The organism is Rhabdaerophilum calidifontis, assembly GCF_008641065.1.
Classification (GTDB): Bacteria; Pseudomonadota; Alphaproteobacteria; order Rhizobiales; family Beijerinckiaceae; genus Rhabdaerophilum; species Rhabdaerophilum calidifontis.
The window spans coordinates 162,995-189,859 of record NZ_VTRS01000005.1 but is presented as its reverse complement, the minus strand read 5'-3'; the positions used below and the strand labels follow the sequence as shown (position 1 = coordinate 189,859).

Here is a 26,865-nt window from a genome sequence, read left to right as displayed (position 1 = left end):
GCCTCACCCATTGGGCATCCGCCGTGCCAGCGCCTCCAGCACCGCCATGCGCACCGCAACCCCCATCTCCACCTGCTCGCGGATCAGGCTCTGCGCGCCATCCGCGACATCCGAGGCGATCTCGACGCCGCGATTCATCGGGCCGGGATGCATCACCAGCGCATCGGGCCTGGCGATCGCGAGCTTCTCGCGGTCGAGCCCGTAGAAATGGAAATATTCCGGTACGCTCGGCACGAAGGCGCCGTTCATCCGTTCGCGCTGGAGGCGGAGCATCATCACGATATCCGCATCCTTCAGCGCCGCGCGCATATCGGTGAAGACCTCGACCCCGTAACGATCGATCCCCGCTGGCAGCAGCGTCGGCGGGCCGCAGACGCGCACCCGGGCGCCGAGCGCCTGGAGGCAGATGAGATTCGAGCGCGCAACGCGGGAATGGGCGATATCGCCGCAGATCACGACGAGAAGCCCCTCGATCCGGCCCTTGTTGCGGCGGATGGTCAGCGCATCGAGCAGCGCCTGCGTCGGGTGTTCATGCGCGCCGTCCCCGGCATTGACCACCGAGCAATCGACCTTGCGCGCGAGCAGATTGACCGCGCCGGCATGGTGATGGCGCACGATGATGATATCCGGCCGCATGGCGTTGAGCGTCATCGCGGTGTCGATCAGCGTCTCGCCCTTCTTCACCGAGGAATTCGAGACGCTCATGTTCATCACATCCGCGCCGAGCCGCTTGCCGGCCAGCTCGAACGAACTTTGCGTGCGCGTGGAAGCCTCGAAGAACAGGTTGATCTGCGTCCGGCCCCGCAGCGACGATTTCTTCTTCTCCACCTGGCGGGAGATCGCGATCTCCTCCTCGGCAAGGGCGAGCAGCCCCTCGATCACGGGGCGCGACAACCCCTCGATCCCGAGAAGGTGGCGGTGCGGGAACACGAAATCGGATGGCGCGGACATGACAAGGAACAGGGTCTACGCGAGCGGCCGGCCGGCCACAAGCCGGCCGGCGCCTTGTCCTCCGAAACCTTTCCCGGCCTTGCGCCTCAGGCCGCCTCGCGCGCCGCCGCCACCACGCCCTTGATCCCCTCGTCGGCATTGCGGGTGAGCGTCGCCACCTCTTCCATGCTGCGGGTGATCATCTCCACGCCGGCGGCCGCCTCACCCATGTTGCGCGACATGTCGTTCGTCACCGCCGCCTGCTCCTCGACTGCGGCCGAGATCGAGAGCGAGATGCCGTTGATATCGCCGATCGTAGCGGAGATGGTCTCGATCACGCCCTGCGCGCGGGTGCTCGATTGCTGGACCGCGGCGATATGGGCGGCGATCTCGCCGGTGGCGCGCGCCGTCTGGCTCGCCAGCGCCTTGACCTCGCTCGCCACCACCGCAAAGCCCTTGCCCGCCTCGCCGGCCCGCGCCGCCTCGATGGTCGCGTTGAGCGCGAGCAGGTTGGTCTGGTTCGCGATCGAGGAGATCAGCTCCACCACCGCGCCGATCTTTCCCACGGCCTCCGCGAGTTCCGCCACCGTCGCCCCGGCCGAGCCCGCCTGCTCCACGGCCGTGTTGGAGATTTCGAGCGCGCGGCCCACCTGGCTGTTGATCTCCGCCACCGAGGAGGCGAGCTGCGCCGAGCCGGAGGCAACCGCCTGCACATTGGTCGAGACTTCGACCGCCGCCGCCGCGCCGGTCGCGGCCTCGTTGGTCGAGCCAACGGCGCCGGCAATGTCGGTGACCCCGGCATTGACGCGCTCCTGCGCCTGGCGCCGCTGCTGGCGCGCCTGATGCGCGGCCGTGATGTCGGTCGCGAACTTGATGACGCCGATGACCTGCCCCGCACCATCGAACATCGGGTTGTAGGAGGCCTGGATCCAGACCTCGCGCCCGCCCTTGCCGAGGCGGCGATATTCGGCCGTCTGGTATTTGCCGGCGCGCAACTCCTCCCAGAAGCGGCGATAGCCCTCGCCGGAGACCTCCGCCGGATCGACGAACAGGCTGTGATGCCGGCCCTTGATCTCGTCGAGGGCATAGCCGAGCGCGGCGAGGAAATTGTCGTTGGCGTCGAGGATCGTGCCGTCGAGCGCGAAGGTGATCACGGCCTGCGAGCGCCGGATCGCCGCGAGCTCGCTTTCCATCCGCGCCCGCTCGGCCTTCTGAGCCGTGATATCGGTTGCGATCTTGACAATCTTGTAGGGCTTGCCGCCACGCAGCACAGGAGCGCACCGGCCGGCAAGCCACAGGTCCCGGCCCGATGTCGTGCGATACGGGATCTCAGCCACAATCCCCCTTTCTGTCGCCAAGGCGGCCCGGAACGCGCGGTATTCGTCGCTGCGGATATAGGCTTCGCTGACGATCGTCGCATGATCCCTGCCGACGATCTCCTTTAGGGAAGAACCTGTCAGCGCAAGAAAAGTCTCGTTTGCATCGAGAATTCTGCCGTCGAGATCGAGTTCGAGCATGGCATGTGCATGACTGATTGCCGCAAGCATGCGCGACGCATTTCCGTTGAAGGAGAACATTCTGTGCTTTCACGCAAAAGATCTTTCTGGAGGCCGCAAGTTAGTTTGCAAGTGTGAAGATTTCGTTATTCTGTTAATGCCCGGATAACCAAATTGCGGGGTCTCTTCTCTTGGTTGCATTTGACAAACGCGCCCCTCCCGGCCACTTAACCGGCGCTGGCGGATCGGGGCATCCATGGAAAATCGCGTCGTCATCGTCGAATCGCCGTCCAAGGCCAAGACGATCAACAAATATCTCGGCCGGGGCTACGAGGTGATCGCCTCGTACGGGCATGTGCGCGACCTGCCCTCGAAGGACGGATCCGTCGATCCCGACAACGATTTCGCGATGATCTGGGAGCTTGACGGGCGCGGCGCCAAGCAGGTCTCGGCCATCGCGGCGGCCGTGAAGGACGCCGACCGCGTCATCCTCGCCACCGACCCGGACCGCGAGGGCGAGGCGATCTCCTGGCATCTGCTGGAGGCGCTCAAGGCCCGCCGCGTGTTGAAGGACAAGCCCGTCGAGCGCGTGACCTTCAATGCCATCACCAAGGATCAGGTCGCGGCGGCGATGGCCGCGCCGCGCCAGATCGACCAGGCGCTGGTCGATGCCTATCTCGCCCGCCGCGCACTGGATTATCTCGTGGGGTTCCAGCTCTCGCCGGTGCTCTGGCGCAAGCTGCCCGGCGCGCGCTCGGCCGGGCGGGTGCAATCGGTGGCGCTGCGGCTCGTCTGCGACCGCGAGGCCGAGATCGAGCGGTTCCGCGCCCGCGAATACTGGAGCCTCGTGGCAACGCTCGCGACGCCGCGCGGCGAGACCTTCTCCGCGCGCCTCGTCGGCGCCGACGGCCGCAAGATCGGCCGGCTCGACATCGGCACCGGCGCCGAGGCCGAGGCGTTCCGCGCCGCGCTCGCGGCCGCGGAATTCGCCGTCGTCTCGGTGGAGGCGAAGCCCGCGAAGCGCCATCCCTTCCCGCCCTTCACCACCTCGACCCTCCAGCAGGAGGCCTCGCGCAAGCTCGGCTTCGCGCCGGCGATCACGATGCGCATTGCCCAGAAGCTCTATGAGGGCGTCGATATCGGCGGCGAGACCACCGGGCTCATCACCTATATGCGCACGGACGGCGTCGACATCGCGCCGGAAGCCCGCGCCCAGGTCCGCGCCTTCATCGGCAAGGCCTACGAGGCGCCCTACCTGCCGCAGGTGCCCCGCGCCTATTCCACCAAGGCCAAGAACGCGCAGGAGGCGCATGAATGCATCCGGCCCACGGATGCCTTCCGCGTGCCCAAGGCGGTGAAATCCCATCTCTCGGCCGACGAATTCGCGCTCTACGAGCTGATCTGGAAGCGCACCATCGCGAGCCAGATGGAAAGCGCGCGCCTCGAGCGCACCACGGTCGAGATCCGCGCTGCGGCCGGCGGCCGGGCACTCGACCTGCGCGCCACCGGCCAGGTCGTGACCTTCGACGGCTTCCTCGCGCTCTACACCGAAACCGCCGACGACGAGGAGGACGACGAGAACCGCCGGCTCCCCGCGATGCGCGCCGGCGAGGCACTCGAACGGCGCGGGATCGAGGCGAGCCAGCATTTCACCGAGCCGCCGCCGCGCTATTCCGAGGCGAGCCTGATCAAGCGCATGGAGGAACTCGGCATCGGCCGGCCCTCGACCTATGCCGCGACGCTGGCGGTGCTGCGCGACCGCGAATATGTCCGCATCGAGAAGAAGCGCCTGGTGCCGGAGGACAAGGGCCGCATCGTCACGGCCTTCCTCGAAAGCTTCTTCCAGAAATATGTCGAATACGATTTCACCGCCGATCTCGAAAACGATCTCGACCGCATCTCCAACGCCGAGGTCGAATGGCGCGCGGTGCTCCGCGATTTCTGGCGCGATTTCAAGGCCGCCATCGAGAGCGCCAAGGAAAGGCGCACGGCGGAGGTGCTCGAAGGGCTCAATGCCCATCTCGGCCCGATGATCTTCCCCGAGAAGGGGGACGGCTCCGATCCGCGCGCCTGCCCGAAATGCGGCGCCGGCCAGCTTTCGCTGAAGCTCGGCAAGCTTGGTCCCTTCATCGGCTGCTCGAATTACCCGGAATGCCGGTTCACGCGGCCGCTCTCGGTGCCGAACGGCGAGGAAGGCGGCGACGCGCAGGGCGCCTCGGGCACCCTGGTGCTCGGCAAGGACCCCGCGACCGGCGAGGAGGTGACGCTGCGCGACGGCCGGTTCGGGCCCTATGTCCAGCTCGGCGAGGGCGAAAAGCCCAGGCGCGCGACGCTGCCCAAGGGCTTCACCGCCAAAACGGTCGATCTCGAGAAGGCGCTGGCGCTGCTCTCCCTGCCGCGCGAGATCGGCCGCCATCCCGAGAGCGGCGAACCGATCCTCGCCGGGATCGGCCGCTACGGCCCTTACGTCCAGCACGGCAAGACCTACGCCAACCTGCCCTCGGCCGACGAGGTGTTCACGGTAGGCATCAACCGCGCCGTCGATCTCATCGCGACGAAGGAGGCGGGCGGCGGCCGGCGCTTCGGGCGCGCGGGCGCCGAGGCCGGCCGTCTGCTCGGCGATCACCCGGATGGCGGGGCGGTGACGGTGCGGGACGGCCGCTTCGGCCCCTATCTCAACTGGGGCAAGGTCAACGCCAACCTGCCGAAGGGCACCGACAAGGACAGCGTCGCCCTGCCGGAGGCCCTCGCCATCCTCGCCGCGCGCATCGCGGTCGCGGGAGATGGCGGCAAGGGCCGTGGCAAGAGTGGCAGCAGGAGCGGCAGCAGCAAGAGCGCGGATGGAAAGCCTGCCGGCGGCAAGGCAAAATCCGCCAGGCCGGCCGGAGCCGGAAAGACCGCAGCAAAGGCCGGCAAGGATACGGCGGGCAAGGATGCGGCCGGCAAGGATACGGTCAGCAAGAAGGCCCCGCGCGCCCGCTCCGCGCCGAAGAGGCCGTCCTGATTGCGGCCACAACCGGACACATGACCGGTCGGCGCGAATCCCCCTATGTTGGCTTGGGGGGAGCCGCCATGCTCGAAGGCATCACCATCCTGATCATCCTGCAATTCGTCGGCGAACTGATCGCCGGCTTCACCCGCGTGCCGGTGCCGGGGCCGGTGATCGGGCTCGCGCTGCTCGCGGCGCTGGCGCTGCTGCGCGGGCGGATCCCGGCGCCCGTCGCGGTGGCGGGCGATGCGATCCTCAAGCATCTGTCGCTGCTCTTCGTCCCGGCAGGGGTCGGGCTGATCGCCTTCGGCGACCGGCTTGTCGCCGAGGGGCCGCGCCTGCTGCTGGTGCTCGTCGCCTCGACCGCGATCACCATGGCCGTCACCGCCCTCGTCTTCCGGGCACTGACCCGCGACGGGGGTGACGGACGATGACCCTGCGCGGGCTCGATCCCAACGCCTTCTGGATCTATCTCGCCGAGCAGCCGCTGTTCTTCCTGGCGCTCACGCTCGCGGCCTATCTCGTCGGCGACCGGATCGCCGCCGCGACAGGCCGGCATCCGGTGGCGAACCCGGTGCTGATCGCGATCCTGCTCGTCGGCGGCATGCTGCTGGCGACGGGCACGCCGCACCAGCGCTATTTCGAGGGCGCGCGCTTCATCCATGTGCTGCTCGGCCCGGCGACGGTGGCGCTGGCGCTGCCCGTCATCCGCAACCGGACGCTGATCCGCCGGCAATGGCGCGCCATTCTCGGCGCGCTGGTCGCCGGCGCCGTCACGGGCATCGTCGCCACGCTCGCGCTGGCGCGGGCGGCCGGGCTCGGCAACGCCACGATCGCCTCGCTGGCGCCGAAATCGGTGACGGCGGCGATCGCCATGGGCATCTCGGCCGAGGTCGGCGGCTCGCCGCCGCTGACTGCGGTGCTGGTGATCGCAACCGGCATCCTCGGCGCGGTGATGGTGACGCCGCTGATGAACCTGCTGCGCATCCGCGATTACGCGGCGCGTGGCTTCGCAGCCGGCATCGCCGCGCATGGCATCGGCACCGCGCGGGCCTTGCAGGTCGACGAGCGCGCCGGCGCGCATGCCGCGCTCGGCATGGCGCTCAACGGCCTCGTGACCGCGATCCTGGTGCCGCTTTTGCTTCTGCTCTTCCTGTAGCCCCCGCCGCATGCGAGAAGCATCCATGGCCCGCTCCCTGCCCTTTCCCCGCGCGCCCCGCCGCCAGCCGAAATCGGCCGAGGCGCGGGGCTTCCCCAGCCGGGAGGAGATCCTCGGCTTCATCGCCGGCGCGCGGGGCAAGGTCGGCAAGCGCGAGATCGCGCGCGAATTCGGCCTCAACCCGGCCGGTAAGATCGCGCTGAAGCGCATCCTCAAGGAGCTTCAGGCGGAAGGCGCGCTGACCCGCAGTCGCGGCGCGCTGCACCGCGCCGGACAATTGCCGCCGGTGATCGTCGCCGACATCCTGCGCCGCGATTCCGACGGCGACCTGATCGCCGCGCCGGCCGAATGGGACGAGATGCGCGGCGAGCCGCCGCTGATCGTCATCCCCGTGCCGCGCCGGCGCGAGCAAGGCCCGCCGCCCGGCCTCAACGACCGGGTGCTGATCCGCATCGAACCGACGGGGGACGCCGAAGGCCCGGCCTATTCCGGCCGGATCCTCAAGATCCTCTCGCATCAGGCGAAGCGCGCGGTCGGCGTGTTCCGCGCCCTGCCCGAGGGGGGCGGGCGGCTGGTGCCGATCGACAAGAAGGCCAGGGGGGTCGAGATCGCGATCCCGCCCGGCGAGGCCGCCGGCGCAGCGCAGGACGGCGATCTCGTCTCGGTGGAACTCGGCCGCGACCGCTTGCTCGGCCTGCGCGTCGGCCGGGTGCGCGAACGCCTCGGCTCGACGCGGAGCGAGCGCGCGATCTCGCTGATCGCGATCCATACCCACGAGATCCCGCATGTCTTTTCCGAGGCCGCGCTGCGGGAGGCGGCGGCGGCGCAGGAGGCGACGCTCGCCGGCCGCGAGGATTGGCGGACGATCCCGCTCGTCACCATCGATCCGGCGGATGCGAAGGACCATGACGACGCCGTCCATGCCGAACCGGACGCGGACCCCGCCAATCCCGGCGGCTTCGTGCTCCATATCGCGATCGCCGATGTCGCGGCCTATGTTCTGCCGGGCTCAGCGCTTGATGCCGAGGCGCTGGAGCGCGGCAATTCGGTCTATTTTCCCGATCGCGTCGTGCCGATGCTGCCGGAGCGCATCTCCAACGATCTGTGCTCGCTGAAGCCCGGCGTCAACCGCGCCGCGCTCGGGCTCCGGGTGGCGATCTCGGCGCGCGGCGAGAAGCGGGCACATTCCTTCCACCGGGTGCTGATCCGCTCCGCGGGCAAGCTCGCCTATGCCCAGGCCCAGGCCGCGATCGACGGCCGGCCCGACGAGACCACCGGCCCGCTGCTCGAAACGGTGCTGCGGCCGCTCTGGGCCGGCTATGCCGCCCTTAAGGTCGCGCGGGAGGCGCGCGAGCCCCTCGATCTCGACCTGCCGGAGCGCAAGCTGGTGCTCGACAGGCAGGGCCATGTCGCGGACGTGATCGTGCCCGAGCGGCTCGACGCACACCGGCTGATCGAGGAATTCATGATCCTCGCCAATGTCTGCGCCGCCGAGACGCTGGAGAAGGCGCGCGTGCCGCTGCTCTATCGCATCCACGACAATCCGAGCCTCGAGAAGATGCAGGGTTTGCGCGATTTCCTCGACACGATCGGCATCTCGCTGCCGAAGCAGGGCGCGGTGCGGCCGGACCTGTTCAACCGCATCCTCGCGCGGGTGAAGGCGGGGCCGCATGCGAGCCTCGTCAACGAGGTCATCCTGCGCTCGCAGGCCCAGGCGGAATATGCGCCGGAGAATATCGGCCATTTCGGCCTCAACCTGCGCCGCTACGCCCATTTCACCTCGCCGATCCGCCGCTATGCCGATCTCGTCGTCCATCGCGGGCTGATCCGGGCGCTGGATCTCGGCAGGAAGGACGCGCTGCCGGATACGCCGATCGAGACCATGCGCGAGATCGGCGCGCGGATCTCGGCCGCCGAGCGCCGCGCCATGGCTGCCGAGCGCGAGACGGTGGACCGGCTCATCGCGCTCTATCTCGCCGATCAGGTCGGCGCGAGCTTCCGCGGCCGCATCGCCGGTGTCACCCGCGCCGGCCTGTTCGTGAAGCTCGACCGCACCGGCGCCGACGGGTTCATCCCGGCCGCGAGCCTCGGCGACGATTTCTTCCGCCATGACGAAGCCGGCCACGCCCTGACCGGATCGCGCACCGGCGAGAGTTACCGCTTGGGCGACGAGGTGCAGGTCCGGCTCGTGGAGGCGCAGCCGATGGCCGGCGCGCTGCGCTTCGAGATGTTGAGCGAGGGCCGCTACGTCAAGACGGGACGGGGCCGGCGCCTGCCGCCCGCGCAGGAGGCGGGGGGCGCGGCGAAAGGCCGGTTGCGCGCCGGCCGCGCCGATGCTTCAAGATCCGGCGCAACCCCGCGGCGCGCGCGCGTCCCCCGTTTCGAGGAATGAGGCCGGTCGAGAACAGGAGGCCGGACATCACGATGGACAATTGGACCAACACCGCGTGGAAAGATGGCGCAGCCGCGCCCGCCCTGCCGGCGCGCGACTGGAAACAGGCGATGGCGCGCGGCTTCCGATGCCGCTGCCCCCGTTGCGGCACGGGGCGGATGTTCGGCCGCTTCCTGAAGGTCGAGCCCGCCTGCCGGGATTGCGGCGAGCCGCTCGACGGCCACCGCGCCGACGACATGCCGCCCTATGTGACGATCATGATCGTCGGCCATATCATCGTTCCGCTCAACCTCGCCGTCGAGCAGGGCGCGGAATGGCCGCTCTGGTGGCACATGGCGCTGTGGCCGGCGCTGACCGTGCTGCTGGCGCTGCTGCTGATACAGCCGGTCAAGGGCGCGCTGATCGCCTATCAATGGGCGCATCGGATGCATGGCTTCGACCCGGCCGGCGATATCCACGACATCCCGTCGAGGCCGGCGGCGCGATGACCGATTCCGCCGGAGCGCGCCTCGCCGAGGAGGAGCGCCTCGCGCGCCTGACGGGCGAGGCGCGCGACCGTTCCTGGCCGAATGTCCGGCCGGTGGATGCCGCGACCCTCGTCATCCTCGACCGATCCGGCCCCGTGCCGCGCGTGCTGATGGGGCGCCGCCACCCGGCGCTGAAATTCATGCCCGACCGCTTCGTCTTTCCGGGCGGCCGGAGCGAGGCGGGCGATTCGCGCCTGCCCGTGGCTGGCGAATTGCCGCCGGCGGTGGCGGCCGGGCTCGCCGCGCGCTGCGGGCGGCCGAGCGCCGCGCGCGGTCGCCGTCTTGCCCTCGCCGCGCTGCGCGAAACCTTCGAGGAGACGGGAATCGTGATCGGCCGCCCCGCCGCCAGTCCGTTTCCGCCCCGTCCCACGGGCAACAAGCAAGACCGCAAGGAAGATCCCTGGCGCGATTTTCTCGGCACAGGCCATGTGCCGGATCTCTCGGGCCTCGCCTATCTCGCGCGCGCGATCACGCCGCCGCGCCGGCCGAAGCGCTTCGACACGCGGTTCTTCGTGGTCGACGCCGCCCGCATCGCCCACCGGATCGAGGGCGTGGTGGGGCCGGATTCGGAACTGGTCGAACTCGCCTGGCTGAGCCTCGCCGAAACCGCCGCCCTGCCGCTCCCCGCGATCACGCGCGTCGTGCTCGCCGATCTCGATGCCGCCTTGCGTCAGGGGCCGATCGAGGCGCCGCGGCCGGTGCCGTTCTATTTCGAGAAGAACCGCGTCTTCCGCCGCGAATGGATCACGCCGGAGGCGCGCTAACCCGCTCCCCCGGCGCCAGAGCTAGGGGCCGGACTTCGGCTCCAGCCCCGGCAGGCCGGGAATGGGCTTCGGCTTCGGCTCTTTCGGCACCTCGAACAGCGCCGGCGCCTGCGCCCGGCGCAACAGGCGCTCGGCCACGTAATGCTCGCGTGCATTGGCCATTTCGAGCGGAATCCCGTCATCGGTCAGGCAGAAGCGCTCCGGCCCGGCCCGCATCTCGCGGCAGGCCTCGCCGGCGATCGTCCGGATCTCGCCGATCCCGTCGGGGCGGAACGACCCGAGCGGCGGCGCGCGGCCGGCATGGACCCCGCTCCGGCCCTCGCCGATCAGCACATGCACCGCCCCGGTCGCGAGATCGCGCAGCATCACCTGATCGGACCCGTCGAGCGGCTCCATGCGCAGGAGGCGCCGCGCGCCGAGGAAGCGCAGCCGCATCGGCCGCCCCCCGGCCTCGGCGCGCCAATCCATCTCGAAATCGCGCGTTCCGAACAGGAACCGCCCCGACTCCTGTGCTCCGGCCGCCATGGCGGAGAGGAAAGCGGCCAGCAGCAGGGCCGGCGGGATGACGGCGCCGGCGCGCCGCGCTAGATGTTCGCTCATCGCAATCCCGGATCGAGCCGAATCGGTCCGCTATGCTAGCACGCCCGAAAGCCCGAACGCATGCCCGCGCCCCCCTCCACCGCCGGCGGCGGCACGCGCGTGATCGCCGCCGCGATCGCGCTCGTCACGCTGGTCGGCCTCGCGCTCGCGACCTCCGGGCCGCTGGTCTCGCTGGAAATCGAGCGCTGGGGCGTGTCCAGCACGGTGTCCGGGCTGACGGCGACGCTGGCGGGGTTCGGAACCGTGCTGATGGTGCCCCTGGTTCCGGGGCTCGCGCGCCGCTTCGGCATCCGCGCGATGCTCACGGCGGCGCTGCTTGCAACCGCGCTCACCCTCGCCGCCTTCCCGGCCGTACCGAACCTCTTGGCCTGGAGCGCCCTGCGCTTCGCGCTCGGCGCGGCGATCGGCGTGATCTTCACGCTCTCCGAATTCTGGATCAACGCCGCCGCGGATCCCGCCCGGCGCGGGCTGGTGATGGGGCTCTACGCGACGACGCTCTATCTCGGCTTCGCCGCCGGGCCGGCGGTGCTGGCGCTGATCGGCACCGCCGGCGCGCTGCCCTTTCTCGTCACGGCAGCGATCATCCTGCTTGGGCTCGCGCCGCTCGCGATCGCCGGCGGCGCGGCCCCCGGCCTCGAGCGTGCGCCCGCGGCGGGGTTTACGCGCTTCATCCGCGCCGCGCCGGCGGCGACGCTCGCCGCCTTCGTGTTCGGCGCGGTCGAGACCGGGCTCTTCGTGCAACTGCCGGTGCACAATGTCCGGGTTGGATTCAGCGAGCACGAGGCGGCGCTGCTGCTCAGCGCCTTCACGCTCGGCAATGTGCTGTTCCAGCTCCCGCTCGGCCTGCTGTCAGACCGGCTTGACCGCCGCACCATGCTGCTCGCCCTGGCGCTGCTCTCGGCGGGCTTCGCGGCGGCGCTGCCCCTGGCGCAGCCGGCCTTCTGGCCCTTCGCGGCGCTGCTCCTCGTGTTCGGCGGCATTTCGGGCGCGCTCTACACGGTGGGGCTCGCGCATCTCGGTTCGCGGTTCTCGGATGCCGATCTCGCCTCGGCCAACGCCGCCTTCGTGCTGCTCTATTCGCTGGGGCTGATGCTCGGCCCGCCGCTGATCGGGCTTGGGATGGATGCCGGCGGCGCCTATGGCCTGCCGGCGATCCTCGTGGCGCTGCTCGCCGGCTATGCGGGAATCGTGGTGCTGCGCCTTTCACCGCGCCGTGCGGCGCGGGACGGAAAGGCTTGACTTCGCCGGCCCGATCCGCGATACGGGCCCCTCGCGCCGGGCGTTTTCGTCCGGCGCTCTGTTTCATGCGACAGGCCGGCCGCGCGGCGGCGCCAGGTCGCGCCGGAGGTTCCCATGGCCAAGGCCAACACGATCAAGATCAAGCTCGTCTCGACGGCCGATACCGGCTATTTCTACGTGACCAAGAAGAATGCCCGCACCTCGACAGAGAAGCTCGCGTTCAAGAAATACGATCCGATTGCGAAGAAGCATGTCGAGTTCAAGGAAGCCAAGATCAAGTAAGCCAGGATCAAACTCGCTTGTGCTCCGGCCGGCAGCCAACCCGCTGCTGATCCACAACCCCTGATCTGCAAGCATCGACATGCCGGAATGGGCGCCTGCGGGCGCCTTTTTCATGCCGCGAGCCCCCTCATCCGCTCGTGCCCCATCAGGAGAATCCTGGTCTTGGACTGATCCCCGCGAGGGCTCGCCGGCCAGAAAGTGGCCGGCCCGGAACCGGAGGCGAGGAGGCACTCCCTCCGGTTCCGAACCGGCCGACCCCGTGGGACCCAGGAGATGCGGCGGACCTGAGCATCCCGCGAGGAATGGCTGCGATGCGGGCGGCCTTTCCCAAAGAGGTGGTAGGCGGCGCGCGCGTTCGATTGAAACAAGAGGCTATCCGAGTCTCGTTCGGCGCCGCAAGGCCGAAAGGTCGCGCCCGTCACCGAAACAAGCGTTGCATCTGCGGCGTGATGGCGCGCCTCAGGCCGCGAGCCGCACGCAGTTGCGGCCGGATTTCTTCGCGGCGTAGAGCGCCTCGTCCGCCTGCTTGAACAGCGCCTTGGCGTTCGTGCGGTCGCCGATCCCGGTCGCGACGCCGATCGAGGCGGTGACGCGCACCGTATTGCCGCCGGCGATCCGGACCGGTTCGCTCTCGACCGCCGCGCGCAGCCGTTCGGCGACCCGGCTCGCCGCGAAACTCTCGGTATCCGGCATCACGATGACGAATTCCTCGCCGCCGAACCGCGCGATGACATCGATGTTGCGCACGATCTTCCGCAGTCGATCCGCGCATTCGCGCAGCACATCATCCCCCGCATCATGGCCGTGCTGGTCGTTGATGGCCTTGAAATGATCGAGATCGATGACGAGCAGCGAGAGCGCGGCGCCGCGATGGGCGTTGTCGGCCAGCAGCGCCTGCAGCTGGCTGTGCAGGTAGCGCCGGTTGTGCAGCCGCGTCAGCGGGTCGATGATCGCGAGTTCCATCGAGGCCTGGAGGTTCTCGCGCAGCCTGTCCTGATAGCGCTTCTTGCGGATCTGGGTCGAGACACGGGCGATCAGCTCGTTCCGATCCACCGGGCGGATCAGATAATCGTTGACCCCCATGTCGAGCGCCCGCACCACGCGCGGATCATCAAGCGTATCGCTGATCACCAGAACCGGCAGGTTGCGCAGCTTGTCGTTGAGGCGGAGCTGCGAAACGAGCCGCAGCGGGTCGGTATCGGCAAGGCCGAGGCTCAGGATCACCACATCGTAATCGCCCTGCGCAACGCGGGTCCCGGCCTCGTGGCCACGCGGGGCGATCTCCACCCGATGGTGCTGGAGCAGCGCCGAGCTCATGCGCTCGGCAATGTTCTGCCGATCCTCGATCACCAGGATCTGGCCGTTCATGCCGTCCTCCGAGGCCGCAAGGGCGAGCGGATCGGGCAGGCCGAGCCCCTGCGTGCCGGAGGCGCGGGCGCGAAGTTCGTCGGTCAGGTGCTTGAGCCGCACCAGGCTGCGCACGCGTGTGAGCAGCGCGAGTTCGTTGATCGGCTTGGTCAGGAAATCGTCGGCGCCGGCCTGGAGCCCGGCCAGCCGGTCCGCCGGGCTGTCGAGCGCCGTCACCATCACTACCGGCAGGTGCGCGGTCGAGGGCGCGGCCTTGAGCCGTCGGCAGACTTCGAACCCGTCCATGCCGGGCATCATCACATCGAGCAGAACGATGTCGCATTCCCCGCGTTCGCAGATATCGAGCGCCTGCGGCCCGTTCATCGCCGTCAGGACCGAGAAATATTCGGCGGTCAACCGTGCTTCGAGCAAGCGGATATTGGCGAAGACGTCATCGACAATGAGAACGCGCGCAGTCATTTCTGGTCCACCCTGCCCACATCTTCCGCCTTGCCGGAATGGCTAGGCAACGAAGCCGCGCACGGTCTCGATGAACTTCGAAACCGAGATCGGCTTGGAAAGATAGCCTTCGCAGCCCGATTCCCGGATCCTCTCCTCGTCCCCCTTCATGGCGAAGGCGGTGATGGCGATGACGGGAATACCCTTCAGCTCCTCGTCCTCCTTGAGAAGCTTGATGATGTCGATGCCGGAGACCTCAGGCAGCTGGATGTCCATCAGGACGAGATCCGGCTTCCTGGTCCGCGCAAGATCGAAGCCCTCGAGGCCCGTCCTGGCCTTGAGCGTCTCGTAGCCATGCGCTTCGAGGAGATCGTTGAAGAGCTTCATGTTGAGCTCGTTATCCTCGACAATCAGAACGGTCTTTGCCATCGCTGCGGTCGCCGGCTCCCACCACGCCAGAATGGCAGACGCCCCCCGGGGCCGCCTGCATCCGTCCCGACGCTAGCCTGCGAAGGTTGAAGGAATCGTCTAAGTGACCGGGCCTCCGCAAGCCCGCGGATCGCGCATCGCGGAAGATGGTTTAAAGAGGCTTGCTGCGGCGGAAGAAATACGGGGAAGACAGGGAGGCCGGCATGATCCGCGACGACAGGGGCATCGATCCCGAATTGCTGGCGATCGATGCGCTCGGCTTTCTCGCCGAGGATGTCGAGCGCCTCGGCCGCTTTCTCGCGCTGACGGGGATCGCGCCGGAGACGCTGCGCGAGGCGGCCCGCGCACCGGGCTTTTTTGCCGCGGTGCTCGATCATCTCGCGCAGGACGAGGCGTTGCTGCTCGCCTTCGCCGCGAACCGGCAAGTCGCGCCGGAGCGGGTTCTCGCCGCGCGCGACCGCCTCGCCGGGCACGGGGCGGAGATCTGAGCCGCCCCGGTTATCTGCGGCAGCTCTCGACCGGCAGCGCCTCGTAGCGCACCGCCTTCGCCATCAGGCTGAAATCGGGAAAATCGAACACCAGATCGCTGACGACGCCGTTGGCGAAGGTCACCGCGCGCATCGTGTAGACCGGCACACGGTCGCCCGGCGTCGATTCGTAATAGGCCGTGACCACCGGCCAGCGCGGAACGGATTCGAGCGCCGCGACCCGCATCGCCGGTTCGAGCCGCTCGTTGCGCGCGCCCTCGAGCCGCGCGCCGATCGTCGCCGAGGTCTCGTAGATCTTCTCGCCGCCTTCGGAACCGTCGAAGAGCCGGGCATCGTAACGCCGCTCGCCGCGCTGGGCAGCCTCGATGAGGCCGATCATCATCGCGGAGGGGAACAGAACCGCGCCGTCGAAATCGCCCTTCCGGCCCGGCGGCCGCTTCATCGCCACCGCGATCGAGCCGTCAGCGCTCCGCCGCGCCTCGCCGTCGCCATCGCGCGTCGTCTGGCCGTTGACCTTGTTGAGCACGGTGAAGCGGAAGCGCTGGCCCCTGCCCTCCTCCCAGAGATTGACCGAGAAATCGAGCCGGCGCGGCTGGCCGTCGGCATCCTCGAGTTCGGTCGCCTGCCGGAAATTGGTGGCGTAGCCGTCGCAGGCATTGCCGGTGAATTCGAGCGCGATCAGCCCCCGCGCACCGCTGAAGCCGCCGGGGCCGCGCCGGGGGCCGAGCGAAACCTCATAGGCGATGCGGTGCGGCTGGAGCACGATCGCGGTCGCGGCCGCGCCCGAGGCCGGCGCCGCTGCCGCCGGCGCGATGCCGAGCAGCACAGCGAGCGCCGCGCCGGCCGGAGCGGCGGAACGGGGCGGGAGCGAGGCGGAGTGGTGGGACATGGGGCGCTATCCTGTCGGAAGAGGCCGCATCGGATCTGGCGGCGGACGAATCGTTGGGTTGCCCCATCATCGATGGATTCTCAGGGCGCCTTCATCAAGCGCTGCGAGATGGCGAAATTCCGGCACCGGCCGCCATTTCGCGCGCCGCTTTTTCTGCTAGAGCTTCCGCGTCCGGCCGCGCCCGCCCGCGCGGCGTCCTTCGAGGAAAGTCCCGATGTCCCCGATCGAAACCCGCCTCGCCGAACTCGGCCTCTCGCTGCCGGTGCCCGTCGCGCCGGTCGCCAATTACGTGCCCTATCGCATCAGCGGCACCCTGCTGGTTCTCTCCGGCCAGATCTGCATCGGGCCGGACGGCGCGCTGGCGCCGCGCCACAAGGGCAAGCTCGGCGGCGCGGTTTCGCCGGAGGACGGGGCGGAGGCCGCGAAATTCTGTGCGATCAACCTGCTCGCCCAGGCGCGCGCCGCGCTCGGCGGCGATCTCACCCGGCTGAAATCCTGCCTGCGGCTTGGCGGATTCATCGCCGCGACGCCGGATTTCACCGCCCTGCCGCAGGTGATGAACGGCGCCTCGGACCTGATGGTCGCCGCCATGGGGGATGCGGGCCGCCATGCCCGGACCACGATCGGCGTCCCCGTGCTGCCGCTCGATTGCGCGGTCGAGGTCGACGGCCTGTTCGAGATCGCCGGATGACCCCGCCCCGGCCGCTCCCGCCCGGCTTCCTCGCCCGGCCGATCGCGCATCGCGGGCTGCATGCGCGCGCCGCCGGGCGGATCGAGAATTCCGCCTCGGCCTTCCGGGCGGCAGTCGCGGCCGGCTACGGCATCGAATGCGACGTCCAGGCGAGCCGCGACGGCGAGGCGATGGTCTTCCACGATTTCACCCTCGACCGGCTGACCGGCGAAACCGGGCCGCTCGATGCCCGCGACGCCGCCGCGCTCGCCGGTATCCCCCTGGCGGAGGGGCCGGACCGGATCGGCACGCTCGCCGGGCTGTTCGATCTTGTCGCCGGGCGGGTTCCGCTTGTCGTCGAGGTCAAGAGCCGCTTCAACGGCGATACGCGCCTCGCCGGCCGCATCGCCGCGCTGGCGCGGGCTTACGCCGGCCCGCTCGTCTTCAAATCCTTCGATCCCGCCCAGATCATGGCGCTCAAGGCTGCGGGGATCGAAACGCCGCTCGGCATCGTCGGCATGGCCCGCTACGATTACCCCGATTACGCCCATCTCGACGACGCGGCCCGGCACGCCCTTGCCAATCTGTTGCATTTCGCCGAAAGCCGGCCGGATTTCCTCTCCTGGCATCACCTCGCTTTGCCTTCGGCGGGTCCCTATCTCTGCCGTGCCGCGCTCGGCCTGCCGGTCATGGGCTGGACGATCCGCACGCCGGAGGAAGCGCGCCGCGCCGCCCCGCATCTCGACCAGATCGTGTTCGAGGGGTTTCTGCCGGATTGAGAGGCCTGCGCCGACGCAGATTCGCGCCCTGCCTCCCCCCTTGGAATGGTGCCGGCGCGCGATAGATGAGCCTCATGCCCGGTTCCGCCGCCCGCGCCAGTGCCGCCTCGATCGAGATCCTGACCTCCCTCGCCGGCATCGCCCCGGCGGAATGGGACAGCCTGTTCCGCCACGCGCCGACACCGGCCGCACCGTGTGCCGCCGCCATTGATCCGCCGCGTGAAGATGCGGAATCATTCAGTGAAGAACCGGAATCGGACCCTGAGGAAGATCGGGACAACCCGTTCATATCGCATGCCTTTCTTGCCTCCCTCGAACGCTCCGGCTCCGTCGGCGGGCGTTCGGGCTGGACCCCCCTGCATCTGCTTGCCCGTGACGGCGCCGGCCGGCTGCTCGGCGCTGTTCCCGCCTATGCCAAGGGTCATTCGCGCGGCGAATACGTGTTCGACCACGCCTTCGCCGAGGCCTATCACCGCGCCGGCGGACGCTATTACCCGAAGCTCCAGGTCTCGGTGCCCTTCACGCCGGCGACTGCGCCGAAGCTGCTGGTGGCGCCGGGCGCTGCGGCGGAGACCGCCCGCGCCGCTTTGATCGCGGGGCTGGAGGCGCTCCGCCAGCGGATCGACGGCTCCTCCATCCACGCGACCTTCCTGACCCCGCCGGACCGCGCGGCGCTGGCTGCTGCGGGCTACCTGCTGCGCGCCGACCAGCAATTCCATTTCCGGAACCCCGGCTATCGCGATTTCGACGCTTTCCTCGAAAGCCTCGCCTCAAGGAAGCGCAAGGTGCTGCGGCGCGAGCGCCGCGACGCGCTCGCCGCGGGGATCACGGTCGAATGGGTGACCGGGCGCGACCTGACGGAAGCGCATTGGGATGCCTTCTTCGCCTTCTACATGGATACGGGCGACCGCAAATGGGGCTCGCCCTACCTCACCCGCGCCTTCTTCTCCGAGGTTTCGGCCGCGATGCCCGAGCGGATCCTGCTGATCCTCGCGAAGCGCGCCGGGCGCTACATCGCCGGAGCGCTGAACTTCATCGGCGCCAACACGCTCTATGGCCGCAACTGGGGGGCGATCGAGCATCACCCCTTCCTGCATTTCGAGCTGTGCTATTATCAGGCGATCGATTTCGCGCTGGCGCGGGGGCTTGCCCGCGTCGAGGCCGGCGCGCAGGGCGAGCACAAGCTCGCGCGCGGCTACGGCCCGGTCAAGACCTGGTCCGCGCATCGCTTCGCCGATCCCGGCCTGCATCGGGCCGTCGCCGATTACCTGCGCCACGAACACGCCGAGATCGACCGCGCCCAGGCGATCCTCGCCGGGATGACGCCCTTCCGGAAGCAAAGCTAGCCACAGGCCTGCCCCGGCTCCATCCCTCTATCCGGCTGCGCTTCTGGGGCGGCGCGGGGCATCCACAGCCGCCGGCATTCTCCTCTTGCGTCCGTTGGTTGCAGCGCGCATGGTGCGCCAACGCACGGATTCCCGTTTCGCCGCGACTAGGCTCCGCCTTCCCGCCCCCCTTAAGAGGGGTCCAGCCCGTGAGAGGAGACTTGGATGACCGAAACTGACGCGAGACCCGCCCTCGGCCGCCGTGCCGCACTCAAGGCGTTGCTCGGCCTCGCGGCCGTCGCCGCCGGAGCCGGGGCGGTGCTGATGCCGGCAGCCGCCGAAGCCGCGCCGCGCGCGGCCGATGCGCCGAGCCCCGAGCCGAAGCCCGAAGCGCCCCAGGAAGCCGCCCGCGATGCCGACCTTCCGGCCTCGGAACCGACGCAATATTACTATTACCGCCGTCGCCGCTATTACCGGCGCCCGCGCTATTATTATCGCCCGCGCCGGGTCTATCGCCGGCGCTATGTCCGCCGGGTCTATTATTATTGATCCGGCGCCGAAAGGCGCGATATCAGGGCGGCGAAAGCCGCCCTTTTCGTTTCAGGACCGGAGATTGCCATGTCGGGCCCCGATTCCCCCGCTCAGAATGCCGCCTATGATAACGGCAATGTCTTCGCGAAGATCCTGCGCGGGGAATTGCCCTGCCACAGGGTCTACGAGGACGAGGTGGTGCTCGCCTTCATGGACATCATGCCGCGTTCGCCCGGCCATCTGCTCGTGATCCCGAAAGCGCCGGCGCGCAACCTTCTCGACGCAGACCCCGAAACCCTCGCCGCGATGCTGCCACGCGTGCAGCGGATCGCGCGGGCCGCGATGGCCGCGCTCGGCGCCGAGGGCATAACCCTCCAGCAATTCTCGGAAAGCGCCGGCGGGCAGGAGGTGTTCCACCTGCATTTCCACATCCTGCCGCGCTGGGAGGGGCAGCGCATCCACCCGCATCCGGCGCCGAAGGGCGACATGGCCGTGCTCGCCGAGCAGGCCGGGAAAATCCGCGCCGCCCTCGGCCAGTAGCGGCATGGGCCGGCCGCGCTGGCGCTGCGGCCCCGTTCAGCCCGGCGCGAGGAACCCGGCCGCAACCAGCGCCGCCTCGCCGGTCAGGACCCCCGCCAGAACCGAGCGCCGGAACAGCGCGTAGCCGGCGATTCCCGCCGCGAGCGCCCCCCAGCGCCACAGGGCGGGGATGACCGCAAGTGCGCCGTTGGGGTTGAGCAGCAGCTTCGCGACCACGGCGGCGAGCAGCGCCGTCGCCACCGCCCGCACCCAGACCAGGATTTCCGCCTCCTCGTCGAGGCCGCGGACCAGGAACACCGCAAGCCAGCGCCAGACCTCGCTCGGCAGGAACCCGAACAGGATCACCACCAGATAGGGCCAGAGGCCGCCAGTCGCGTGTTCGAGGCTCTGGATCAGGCTCATGCCGGCCGCCCTCCCCCGCGCGCGCGCAGGCGATGCGCGAGATAGGCGAGCGTGCCGGCCCCGAGCCCGCCGACCAGCAGGTCGAGCCCCGCCGGCACGAGGCGGGCGGCCAGCGGCGCCGCCGCGAAGCCGAGGCCGATCGCCAGCCAGTCGAGCGCGCGCCGCGCCCCCGCCATCAGCGACAGCGTGAAGAAGACCGGCGAGGTGAAGAGCAGCCCGGCCGCCAGCGGCGGCGGCAATTCCGCGATCAGGAAATAGCCGGCCCCGGTGGCGAAGGCCGCGGCCAACATCACCGTGTTGGCGAAGCCGAGATAATAGGGGATGCGCGCGTGCTGCGGCATATCCGGCAGCCGCCGCATGCCCTCGACCCAGGCCGTGACTGCGACAAAATGCGCGATGAGCAGCAGCAGCCAGGTCGGCGTGCCCGGCCGCCGCACCAGGGGCAGGATCGACATGCACATCGGCACGAAGCGGATCGAGGACAGCGAGACCGCCGCGGCGATCGCCGGCAGCGCCACCCCGGCGGCGATCGAGCCGAACAGCACCATCTGCGCCGGCGCGGCCCAGATCATCAGCGTCGAGAGCACGGCGGCGCCGGGCGGATAGCCGATATCGCGGCAGAGCCCGCCGACCCCGACCAGCGAACACATCAGCATCAGCGCCGGCAGCCCGGCGCCGGCCCGGATTCCCGCCAGGACATGCGGCGAGGCACGCTGCCGTGGCGAGCGTTCAGGGCTCGGAGCAGGCGAAGGCGCGGAAGGCGGGGAACCGGCTTGTGAAGAATCGTCGGGCATGGAACCCGTTCAGGCTAGCCCCCGCCGCGCCGCGCGTCGAGAGGCCCCCCGCCGGGGGGCGCTCAACGCTTCAGCGGCAGCTTCGGCACCGTGCCGCGCCGTGGGCGGGGTGGCTCGTCGCCGCCGCGCTCTGGCCCCTTGTCCGGGGCGGGCCCTTCCGGCGGTCTGGGCGGCGCGGACGGCTTCGGCAGCGCCGCGCGCGGCACCCGCGCCTTGCGGGCGGCGGCGGGCTTGCGCGGCGGCTTCGGCCGCTCCGGCAGCTTCTCCGGCTTCGGCACCACGGGCCCCTCGGGATAATCGAAGGCCAGCGTCTTCCGCCCCTCCGCCTCCTCCTGTACCACGACGCGGACCGTGCCGCCCTCGCGCAGCTTGCCGAACAGCACCTCGTCGGCGAGCGGCGTCTTGATCGCGGTCTGGATCAGCCGCCCCATCGGCCGGGCACCCATCTGCTCGTCATAGCCGTTCTCGACCAGCCAGGCGCGCGCTTCGTCGGACAATTCGATCGTCACGTGCCGGTCGGCGAGCTGGGCCTCGAGCGCGGCGATGAACTTGTCGACCACCTGCGCGATCACTTCGCGCGGCAGATGCCCGAACGAGACGATCGCATCGAGGCGGTTGCGGAATTCCGGCGTGAAGAGCCGGTTGATCGCCTCCGCATCATCCCCCTCCCGCCGGGAGCGGGTGAAGCCATAGGCCGATCTGGCAAGGTCCGCCGCACCGGCATTGGTAGTCATGATGAGGATCGTGTTTCGGAACTGCACTTCCTTGCCGTTGTGATCGGTCAGCTTGCCGTGATCCATCACCTGCAGCAGGATGTTGTAGAGGTCCGGATGCGCCTTCTCGATCTCGTCGAGCAGCAGCACGCAATGCGGGTTCTGGTCGACGCCGTCGGTGAGGAGCCCGCCCTGGTCGAAGCCGACATAGCCCGGCGGCGCGCCGATCAGGCGGCTCACGGTGTGGCGCTCCATGTATTCGCTCATGTCGAAGCGCAGGAGCTTCACACCCAGCACGCTCGCAAGCTGCTTGGCGACCTCGGTCTTGCCGACGCCGGTCGGTCCCGAGAACAGATAGGAGCCGATCGGCTTCTCCGCATCGCGCAGCCCGGCGCGCGCGAGCTTGATCGCCGCGGCCAGCTGTTCGATCGCCCTGTCCTGCCCGTAGACGACGCGCTTCAGCGTCGTCTCGATGTTGCGCAGCACCTCGGCATCGTCCTTCGATACCGATTTCGGCGGAATCCGCGCCATGGTGGCGATGGTCGCCTCGATCTCCTTGATGCCGACCGTCTTCTTGCGGCGGGATTCGGGCAGCAGCATCTGCGCCGCGCCGGTCTCGTCGATGACGTCGATCGCCTTGTCCGGCAGCTTGCGGTCATGGATGTAGCGCGCGGAGAGTTCCACCGCGCCCTTGACCGCCTCGCTGGTGTAGCGCAGCCGGTGGAACTCCTCGAAATAGGGCTTCAGCCCCTTGAGGATCTCGATCGTGTCGGGGATCGAGGGCTCGTTGACGTCGATCTTCTGGAACCGGCGCACCAGCGCCCGGTCCTTCTCGAAATACTGGCGGTATTCCTTGTAGGTCGTCGAGCCGATGCAGCGCAGCGTGCCGGCGGCGAGCGCCGGCTTGAGCAGGTTCGACGCATCCATCGACCCGCCGGAGGTTGCCCCGGCGCCGATCACGGTGTGGATCTCGTCGATGAAGAGGATCGCCTTGGGATGCGCCTCGATCTCCTTCATCACCTGCTTGAGCCGCTCCTCGAAATCGCCGCGATAGCGGGTTCCGGCGAGCAGCGTGCCCATGTCGAGGGAATAGACGGTGGCGTCGGCGAGCACGTCGGGCACTTCGCCGTCGACGATCTTCTTGGCCAGCCCCTCGGCGATCGCGGTCTTGCCGACGCCGGGATCGCCGACGAGCAGCGGATTGTTCTTCTGCCGCCGGCACAGAACCTGGATCGTCCGCCGCACTTCGGCCTCGCGGCCGATCAGCGGGTCGATCTTGCCGGTGCGCGCCTTGCGGTTGAGATCGACCGCGTAGGCCTGAAGCGCGCTTTCCTTCTTGGCCTTGCCCTGCTCGCGCTCGCCCTGCCCCTGTTCGGGCGCATACTCGCTCTCCTCGTCGGCGCCGCGCGGGCTGCGGGCCTCCGTGGCGCCGGGGCGCTTGGCGATGCCGTGCGAGATGTAGTTGACCGCGTCGTAGCGTGTCATTTCCTGCTCCTGCAGGAAATAGGCGGCGTGGCTCTCGCGCTCCGCGAAGATGGCGACGAGCACATTGGCGCCGGTGACCTCCTCCCGCCCGGAGGACTGGACATGAATGACTGCGCGCTGGATGACGCGCTGGAACCCGGCGGTCGGCTTGGTATCGGCACGCTCGCGCAGCACCAGCGCCTCAAGCTCGGTATCGATATAGGTGGTGACGCTCTGGCGCAGCAGGTCGAGATCGACATTGCAGGCGCGCATCACCGCCGCCGCGTCCTCGTCATCGATCAGCGCAAGCAGGAGATGCTCGAGCGTCGCGAATTCATGGCGCCGCGCGGCGGCATGGGCAAGCGCCTGATGCAGGGCGTTTTCGAGGCTTTTCGAGAAACTGGGCAAATCCCGCTCGCTTTCCTGGTTCGGGGGTCCGGCCCCGCCCGCTTTCCGTTCCCGCCGGGACCGGCCCGGCACCGTTCCCGCGCCGCCGCGGGAACCCCCCGATCATTTCTTTTCCATCACGCATTGCAGAGGGTGCTGGTGTTCGCGGGCAAAGTCCATCACCTGCGTCACCTTGGTCTCCGCGATCTCGAACGTATAGGTGCCGCATTCGCCCACACCGTGATGATGCACATGCAGCATGATGCGGGTCGCATCCTCCTCGTTCTTGTTGAAGAACCGCATCAGCACATGCACGACGAATTCCATCGGCGTGTAATCGTCGTTGAGCAGCAGCACCCGGTAGAGATCCGGGCGCTTCCGGACGGTCCTGGTCCGCGTTGCGAGCGCGGTCCCGTTGGCCGGACGGCCACCCTGCCCGCCGCCGGCCGCGCCGGAAAGCGGTTTCGATTCAAACGCGCGATGTCGCACCCAAGCGCTCATGCCAGAGAGGTTATGCGGGTTTTTCGGACAATCAAGCCGGTTCGGGCATTCGCCACAGGCTTGACGCCGGCCGGCGAACCCTGCCGGCCGCAAGCAATGTGGGGTGGCGGCCGGATTTCGGAAAGGCCCCACGCAGGTTTTCCCGCATTGCAACGAAAATGGCCCGGTCTTTCACGACCGGGCCATCACATGACGCAACGGGAAGGTGCGACCGCCTCGGCCTCGTGGCCGGGCAGGGCTTACTTCGCCTGAACCTTGGAGAAGGCGGCTTCGAGCGGCTTGAAGCTCTCCTTGGCCAGCTCGTTGACGAGCTCGCCGACCTTGGTCGCGTGAGCGACGAAGCCCTCATAGGCCGACTTGGCATAGTCCGACTGGATCTCGATCGCCTTGTCGAGCGTCTTCACGCCGGCGAGCTTCTCGAACGTCGCGGACCCAGCCTCGATCGCCTTCTTGGAGTAATCGGCGACTTCGGTCGCGATCGCCTGCACGCCCTTCTGCTGGGCGCCGAACGCCTTCACGGCGAGGTCGAGGTTCTCTTTGCCGAACTTCTGGAAATCTTCGAAAGCCTGCATCATCGCTAGTCCCCTTGAAATTGCGCCGGTGAAGCCGCACGCGCCAACTGCGAGGGTGATTTATGTTGCGCCGCACAAAATGTCAAGCAACCATTTTGCAGCGCATCATTCCGCTGCCTCAACGATCGCGCGCGGCGGCGCGCAGGCGCAGGACACGGAGCACAACCGCGAAACCCGCCCGAGGCTTAACGCTCGGGTAACTGCCTCGACGGCATTTTAGCGGAACGGGCCGCGCGGGCAGGCCCGACCGACCGGGTGCCGGAGCGTCAGCATGCGTTGTTCCCCTCTCCGCGCCGCGTCGCGACCGAACGTCGCGCGCGCGGCGCTGCCTCTGTTTCTCGCCTGCCTCGTGGCGATCGTCGCGATGGTTCCGGAAGCGGAAGCCCGGCGCAAGCGGAAGCGTCTCCCCGCCTATAATCCGCCCTATGCATCGATGGTCTATGACGTGAAATCGGGCCGGACGCTCCAGGCCACCAATCCCGATGCGCTGCGCCACCCGGCTTCAGTAACGAAGGTGATGACGCTCTACATGCTGTTCGAGCAGCTTGAGAGCGGCCGGTTCAAGCTGTCGAGCGAATTGCCGGTCTCGCGCGAGGCCGCGAGCCAGGCGCCGTCCAAGCTCGGCCTGCGCCCCGGCGACACGATCACGGCCGAGGATGCGATCAAGGCGCTGGTGACGAAATCCGCCAACGATGTCGCGGTCGTCGTCGCCGAGGCCATCGCGGGGGATGAGGAGCGCTTCGCTGCGATGATGACGCGCAAGGCGCGCGCCATCGGCATGCGCCGCACCACCTTCCGCAACGCCTCCGGCCTGCCCGACCCCGACCAATGGACAACCGCACGCGATCTCGTGACGCTCGGCCGCGCGATCCACGACCGCTTCCCGCGCTATTATCCCTATTTCGGCACCCGCAGCTTCACCTATGAGGGGCGCGCCTATCGCAATCACAACCGGCTGCTCGGCACCGTCGAGGGCGTGGACGGCATCAAGACCGGCTATACCCGCGCCTCGGGCTTCAACCTGCTCACCTCGGCCAAGATGGACGGCCGGCACATCCTCACCGTCGTGCTCGGCGGCCGCTCCGGCCGCGCGCGCGACCAGCAGGTCGCAGCCCTTATCGACGAGCATATGGACCGCGCCCATGCCGGCCGTCGCATGACCTCGACCGCGGTGGCGGCGCTCGCCCGCGAGGCCGATGACGAGGACGAGAGCGGTGCCGATCAGCCAGCGCCGCGCGCGCCGGCCGCCGCCCCCGCAAGAGGCCTCGCGGCGCGACCGGCCGGCGCACCGCTGCCGCCACTCCCGACCGCGAGCATGGTCGAACCGGCTCCGCTGCCAGCGGCCCGGCCGCGCCCTGCCGTCATCGCCGAAACCGGCACACGCGCCCCGGCCGAGGTTGAGGGGCTGACCCGCGCCCGGCCGCTCGCGCTCGCCGCCAGCGGCTCCACCAACATCGTCCAGAGCGCCACGACGCCGCTTGCGGTGGTCGGCACCACGCCGCGCTCGCCGGCGCTGCGCTGGGTCGCGGGGCCGCAGGGCGGCGAGCGGCCGGGCGGTTCCGCCGAGCCGCGCCTCGTTCCACCGGGCAATGTCCGCTACACGAATTCGGTCGCGGCGCCGGCAAGCCCGGCCGACGAGACCCAGCCGCTGCCCCAGACGGCCGCCCCCCAGCCCGCCACGCCACAGCCCGTGACACCGCAGGCGCCCGCCCAACCCGTCGCGAAGGCCGAGATCCGCCTGCCTCCGCCCGGCCAGCGCGGCGAAGCCGCCGCGCCCGCCCTTCCCGCCCCGGCGCCGCGCGCCAATCTGGAACCCGCCCGGCCGGACGAAGCGCCGAAGCCGGCGCGCGACGCCGCCAGGCCCGCCCAGCCCGCGCCGCAACCGGCGCGCAGCGGCTGGATCATCCAGCTTGCCGCCACCGACAGCGACGCCAAGGCGCGCTCGATCCTCGCCAGCGCCGTGGAAAAGACGGGGCGGCTGCTGAAATCCGCCGAGCCCTTCACCGAGGCCGTCGAGAAGGGCGGCGCGACGCTCTACCGCGCCCGGTTCGCCGGCTTCGATGCCGAGGACGCGCAGGCCGCCTGCAAGGCGCTGAAGCGCTCCGGCTTCCAGTGCATTGCCCAGAAGATCTGATCCCGGAGAACCGGCCGATGCTCGATCGCGATGAATTTCCGAACAGCCTGACGGCGCCGCTGC

General features: G+C 69.2%; 26 protein-coding genes. 15 read left to right on the top strand and 11 right to left on the bottom strand.

Going from position 1 to position 26,865, the window contains the following annotated elements; translation table 11 throughout:
• Positions 1-3: 3 nt before the first annotated feature.
• Entirely contained in the window at positions 4-951 is a 948-nt protein-coding gene (locus tag FWJ24_RS10300; RefSeq protein WP_150287738.1) for an aspartate carbamoyltransferase catalytic subunit, read from the bottom strand.
• Between the two features lie 86 nt (positions 952-1,037).
• A complete protein-coding gene (locus FWJ24_RS10295) occupies positions 1,038-2,477 on the bottom strand; it encodes a methyl-accepting chemotaxis protein (RefSeq protein WP_150287737.1) in 1,440 nt (479 codons plus the stop codon).
• A gap of 205 nt (positions 2,478-2,682) precedes the next feature.
• On the opposite strand from FWJ24_RS10295, the gene topA reads away from it, so the two are divergent.
• The 6 genes from topA (at position 2,683) to FWJ24_RS10265 (ending at position 10,257) form a co-directional block, all read left to right on the top strand.
• Complete coding sequence (gene topA / locus FWJ24_RS10290; protein WP_150287736.1) at positions 2,683-5,430, top strand: type I DNA topoisomerase; 2,748 nt, start codon at positions 2,683-2,685, stop codon at positions 5,428-5,430.
• A 68-nt stretch (positions 5,431-5,498) separates the two neighbouring features.
• Entirely contained in the window at positions 5,499-5,849 is a 351-nt protein-coding gene (locus FWJ24_RS10285; protein ID WP_166443659.1) for a CidA/LrgA family protein, read from the top strand.
• Positions 5,846-6,574, top strand: a complete 729-nt coding sequence (locus FWJ24_RS10280) for an LrgB family protein (protein WP_150287734.1) — start codon at positions 5,846-5,848, stop codon at positions 6,572-6,574. Before FWJ24_RS10285 ends, FWJ24_RS10280 begins: the two co-directional genes overlap by 4 nt.
• A gap of 25 nt (positions 6,575-6,599) precedes the next feature.
• Positions 6,600-8,966 carry a ribonuclease R gene (rnr, locus tag FWJ24_RS10275; RefSeq protein WP_150287733.1) on the top strand — a complete coding sequence of 789 codons (2,367 nt, stop codon included), beginning with the start codon at positions 6,600-6,602 and terminating at the stop codon, positions 8,964-8,966.
• Between the two features lie 32 nt (positions 8,967-8,998).
• Positions 8,999-9,454, top strand: a complete 456-nt coding sequence (locus tag FWJ24_RS10270) for a DUF983 domain-containing protein (protein ID WP_150287732.1) — start codon at positions 8,999-9,001, stop codon at positions 9,452-9,454.
• Positions 9,451-10,257, top strand: a complete 807-nt coding sequence (locus FWJ24_RS10265; protein WP_246155649.1) for an NUDIX hydrolase — start codon at positions 9,451-9,453, stop codon at positions 10,255-10,257. Before FWJ24_RS10270 ends, FWJ24_RS10265 begins: the two co-directional genes overlap by 4 nt.
• A gap of 21 nt (positions 10,258-10,278) precedes the next feature.
• Here the strand turns inward: FWJ24_RS10265 and FWJ24_RS10260 are convergent, their stop codons facing one another.
• Positions 10,279-10,857 (bottom strand): hypothetical protein, encoded by a 579-nt coding sequence (locus FWJ24_RS10260; RefSeq protein WP_150287731.1) that lies wholly within the window; start codon positions 10,855-10,857, stop codon positions 10,279-10,281.
• A 60-nt stretch (positions 10,858-10,917) separates the two neighbouring features.
• Between FWJ24_RS10260 and FWJ24_RS10255 the strand changes: the two genes are divergently transcribed.
• Positions 10,918-12,096: an MFS transporter gene (locus tag FWJ24_RS10255; protein WP_150287730.1), complete on the top strand. Its 1,179-nt coding sequence runs from the start codon at positions 10,918-10,920 to the stop codon at positions 12,094-12,096.
• A gap of 114 nt (positions 12,097-12,210) precedes the next feature.
• The gene (gene rpmG, locus FWJ24_RS10250; protein WP_150287729.1) at positions 12,211-12,378 is read left to right on the top strand and encodes a 50S ribosomal protein L33; all 168 of its coding nucleotides are present in this window, start codon (positions 12,211-12,213) and stop codon (positions 12,376-12,378) included.
• Positions 12,379-12,837: 459 nt separating this feature from the next.
• Here the strand turns inward: rpmG and FWJ24_RS10245 are convergent, their stop codons facing one another.
• Entirely contained in the window at positions 12,838-14,205 is a 1,368-nt protein-coding gene (locus tag FWJ24_RS10245) for a PleD family two-component system response regulator (protein ID WP_150287728.1), read from the bottom strand.
• A gap of 42 nt (positions 14,206-14,247) precedes the next feature.
• Positions 14,248-14,613, bottom strand: a complete 366-nt coding sequence (locus FWJ24_RS10240) for a response regulator (RefSeq protein WP_150287727.1) — start codon at positions 14,611-14,613, stop codon at positions 14,248-14,250.
• A 203-nt stretch (positions 14,614-14,816) separates the two neighbouring features.
• Here FWJ24_RS10240 and FWJ24_RS10235 point away from each other — a divergent pair, with 203 nt between their 5' ends.
• Positions 14,817-15,101 (top strand): DUF3572 domain-containing protein, encoded by a 285-nt coding sequence (locus FWJ24_RS10235; RefSeq protein WP_150287726.1) that lies wholly within the window; start codon positions 14,817-14,819, stop codon positions 15,099-15,101.
• Between the two features lie 10 nt (positions 15,102-15,111).
• Here FWJ24_RS10235 and FWJ24_RS10230 read toward each other — a convergent pair whose 3' ends face one another.
• Positions 15,112-15,990, bottom strand: coding sequence for an EipB family protein (locus FWJ24_RS10230; RefSeq protein WP_150287725.1), 879 nt, complete (start codon positions 15,988-15,990; stop codon positions 15,112-15,114).
• Positions 15,991-16,204: 214 nt separating this feature from the next.
• On the opposite strand from FWJ24_RS10230, the gene FWJ24_RS10225 reads away from it, so the two are divergent.
• From FWJ24_RS10225 to FWJ24_RS10205, 5 genes are all read left to right on the top strand, one after another.
• A complete protein-coding gene (locus FWJ24_RS10225; RefSeq protein WP_150287724.1) occupies positions 16,205-16,681 on the top strand; it encodes a RidA family protein in 477 nt (158 codons plus the stop codon).
• On the top strand, positions 16,678-17,439 hold the full coding sequence (locus tag FWJ24_RS10220; protein WP_150287723.1) for a glycerophosphodiester phosphodiesterase family protein: 762 nt from the start codon (positions 16,678-16,680) through the stop codon (positions 17,437-17,439). The genes FWJ24_RS10225 and FWJ24_RS10220 overlap by 4 nt, the downstream gene beginning before the upstream one ends.
• Before the next feature lie 65 nt (positions 17,440-17,504).
• Entirely contained in the window at positions 17,505-18,785 is a 1,281-nt protein-coding gene (locus FWJ24_RS10215; RefSeq protein ID WP_246155648.1) for a GNAT family N-acetyltransferase, read from the top strand.
• A 204-nt stretch (positions 18,786-18,989) separates the two neighbouring features.
• Positions 18,990-19,313: a hypothetical protein gene (locus FWJ24_RS10210; RefSeq protein ID WP_206110821.1), complete on the top strand. Its 324-nt coding sequence runs from the start codon at positions 18,990-18,992 to the stop codon at positions 19,311-19,313.
• Positions 19,314-19,382: 69 nt separating this feature from the next.
• Positions 19,383-19,835: an HIT family protein gene (locus FWJ24_RS10205; protein ID WP_150287722.1), complete on the top strand. Its 453-nt coding sequence runs from the start codon at positions 19,383-19,385 to the stop codon at positions 19,833-19,835.
• A gap of 36 nt (positions 19,836-19,871) precedes the next feature.
• Here the strand turns inward: FWJ24_RS10205 and FWJ24_RS10200 are convergent, their stop codons facing one another.
• The 5 genes from FWJ24_RS10200 to FWJ24_RS10180 all read right to left on the bottom strand — a co-directional run bounded on the left by FWJ24_RS10200 (position 19,872) and on the right by FWJ24_RS10180 (position 24,671).
• Entirely contained in the window at positions 19,872-20,237 is a 366-nt protein-coding gene (locus FWJ24_RS10200; protein ID WP_150287721.1) for an AzlD domain-containing protein, read from the bottom strand.
• On the bottom strand, positions 20,234-20,893 hold the full coding sequence (locus tag FWJ24_RS10195) for an AzlC family ABC transporter permease (RefSeq protein WP_166443658.1): 660 nt from the start codon (positions 20,891-20,893) through the stop codon (positions 20,234-20,236). The genes FWJ24_RS10200 and FWJ24_RS10195 overlap by 4 nt, the downstream gene beginning before the upstream one ends.
• 200 nt (positions 20,894-21,093) lie before the next feature.
• The gene (gene clpA, locus FWJ24_RS10190) at positions 21,094-23,616 is read right to left on the bottom strand and encodes an ATP-dependent Clp protease ATP-binding subunit ClpA (protein ID WP_150287719.1); all 2,523 of its coding nucleotides are present in this window, start codon (positions 23,614-23,616) and stop codon (positions 21,094-21,096) included.
• Between the two features lie 102 nt (positions 23,617-23,718).
• The gene (clpS, locus tag FWJ24_RS10185; protein ID WP_150287718.1) at positions 23,719-24,096 is read right to left on the bottom strand and encodes an ATP-dependent Clp protease adapter ClpS; all 378 of its coding nucleotides are present in this window, start codon (positions 24,094-24,096) and stop codon (positions 23,719-23,721) included.
• Positions 24,097-24,335: 239 nt separating this feature from the next.
• Positions 24,336-24,671 carry a phasin family protein gene (locus FWJ24_RS10180; protein WP_150287717.1) on the bottom strand — a complete coding sequence of 112 codons (336 nt, stop codon included), beginning with the start codon at positions 24,669-24,671 and terminating at the stop codon, positions 24,336-24,338.
• Between the two features lie 268 nt (positions 24,672-24,939).
• Here FWJ24_RS10180 and FWJ24_RS10175 point away from each other — a divergent pair, with 268 nt between their 5' ends.
• Positions 24,940-26,802 carry a serine hydrolase gene (locus FWJ24_RS10175; protein ID WP_150287716.1) on the top strand — a complete coding sequence of 621 codons (1,863 nt, stop codon included), beginning with the start codon at positions 24,940-24,942 and terminating at the stop codon, positions 26,800-26,802.
• The last annotated feature ends 63 nt before the right edge of the window (positions 26,803-26,865 follow it).

What these genes read in the sequence shown, in the direction of transcription:
- FWJ24_RS10255 (WP_150287730.1), top strand. Translation starts at nt 10,918, where the DNA reads ATGCCCGCGCCCCCCTCCACCGCCGGCGGCGGCACGCGCGTGATCGCC.
- FWJ24_RS10205 (WP_150287722.1), top strand. Translation starts at nt 19,383, where the DNA reads ATGTCGGGCCCCGATTCCCCCGCTCAGAATGCCGCCTATGATAACGGC.
- FWJ24_RS10200 (WP_150287721.1), bottom strand. Translation starts at nt 20,237, where the DNA reads ATGAGCCTGATCCAGAGCCTCGAACACGCGACTGGCGGCCTCTGGCCC.
- FWJ24_RS10210 (WP_206110821.1), top strand. Translation starts at nt 18,990, where the DNA reads ATGACCGAAACTGACGCGAGACCCGCCCTCGGCCGCCGTGCCGCACTC.
- FWJ24_RS10285 (WP_166443659.1), top strand. Translation starts at nt 5,499, where the DNA reads ATGCTCGAAGGCATCACCATCCTGATCATCCTGCAATTCGTCGGCGAA.
- FWJ24_RS10295 (WP_150287737.1), bottom strand. Translation starts at nt 2,477, where the DNA reads ATGCTTGCGGCAATCAGTCATGCACATGCCATGCTCGAACTCGATCTC.
- FWJ24_RS10195 (WP_166443658.1), bottom strand. Translation starts at nt 20,893, where the DNA reads ATGCTGATGTGTTCGCTGGTCGGGGTCGGCGGGCTCTGCCGCGATATC.
- FWJ24_RS10225 (WP_150287724.1), top strand. Translation starts at nt 16,205, where the DNA reads ATGTCCCCGATCGAAACCCGCCTCGCCGAACTCGGCCTCTCGCTGCCG.
- FWJ24_RS10220 (WP_150287723.1), top strand. Translation starts at nt 16,678, where the DNA reads ATGACCCCGCCCCGGCCGCTCCCGCCCGGCTTCCTCGCCCGGCCGATC.
- FWJ24_RS10265 (WP_246155649.1), top strand. Translation starts at nt 9,451, where the DNA reads ATGACCGATTCCGCCGGAGCGCGCCTCGCCGAGGAGGAGCGCCTCGCG.
- topA (WP_150287736.1), top strand. Translation starts at nt 2,683, where the DNA reads ATGGAAAATCGCGTCGTCATCGTCGAATCGCCGTCCAAGGCCAAGACG.
- FWJ24_RS10270 (WP_150287732.1), top strand. Translation starts at nt 8,999, where the DNA reads ATGGACAATTGGACCAACACCGCGTGGAAAGATGGCGCAGCCGCGCCC.
- FWJ24_RS10260 (WP_150287731.1), bottom strand. Translation starts at nt 10,857, where the DNA reads ATGAGCGAACATCTAGCGCGGCGCGCCGGCGCCGTCATCCCGCCGGCC.
- rnr (WP_150287733.1), top strand. Translation starts at nt 6,600, where the DNA reads ATGGCCCGCTCCCTGCCCTTTCCCCGCGCGCCCCGCCGCCAGCCGAAA.
- FWJ24_RS10300 (WP_150287738.1), bottom strand. Translation starts at nt 951, where the DNA reads ATGTCCGCGCCATCCGATTTCGTGTTCCCGCACCGCCACCTTCTCGGG.
- FWJ24_RS10230 (WP_150287725.1), bottom strand. Translation starts at nt 15,990, where the DNA reads ATGTCCCACCACTCCGCCTCGCTCCCGCCCCGTTCCGCCGCTCCGGCC.
- FWJ24_RS10235 (WP_150287726.1), top strand. Translation starts at nt 14,817, where the DNA reads ATGATCCGCGACGACAGGGGCATCGATCCCGAATTGCTGGCGATCGAT.
- FWJ24_RS10245 (WP_150287728.1), bottom strand. Translation starts at nt 14,205, where the DNA reads ATGACTGCGCGCGTTCTCATTGTCGATGACGTCTTCGCCAATATCCGC.
- FWJ24_RS10180 (WP_150287717.1), bottom strand. Translation starts at nt 24,671, where the DNA reads ATGATGCAGGCTTTCGAAGATTTCCAGAAGTTCGGCAAAGAGAACCTC.
- FWJ24_RS10280 (WP_150287734.1), top strand. Translation starts at nt 5,846, where the DNA reads ATGACCCTGCGCGGGCTCGATCCCAACGCCTTCTGGATCTATCTCGCC.
- rpmG (WP_150287729.1), top strand. Translation starts at nt 12,211, where the DNA reads ATGGCCAAGGCCAACACGATCAAGATCAAGCTCGTCTCGACGGCCGAT.
- FWJ24_RS10240 (WP_150287727.1), bottom strand. Translation starts at nt 14,613, where the DNA reads ATGGCAAAGACCGTTCTGATTGTCGAGGATAACGAGCTCAACATGAAG.
- clpS (WP_150287718.1), bottom strand. Translation starts at nt 24,096, where the DNA reads ATGAGCGCTTGGGTGCGACATCGCGCGTTTGAATCGAAACCGCTTTCC.
- FWJ24_RS10175 (WP_150287716.1), top strand. Translation starts at nt 24,940, where the DNA reads ATGCGTTGTTCCCCTCTCCGCGCCGCGTCGCGACCGAACGTCGCGCGC.
- FWJ24_RS10215 (WP_246155648.1), top strand. Translation starts at nt 17,505, where the DNA reads ATGAGCCTCATGCCCGGTTCCGCCGCCCGCGCCAGTGCCGCCTCGATC.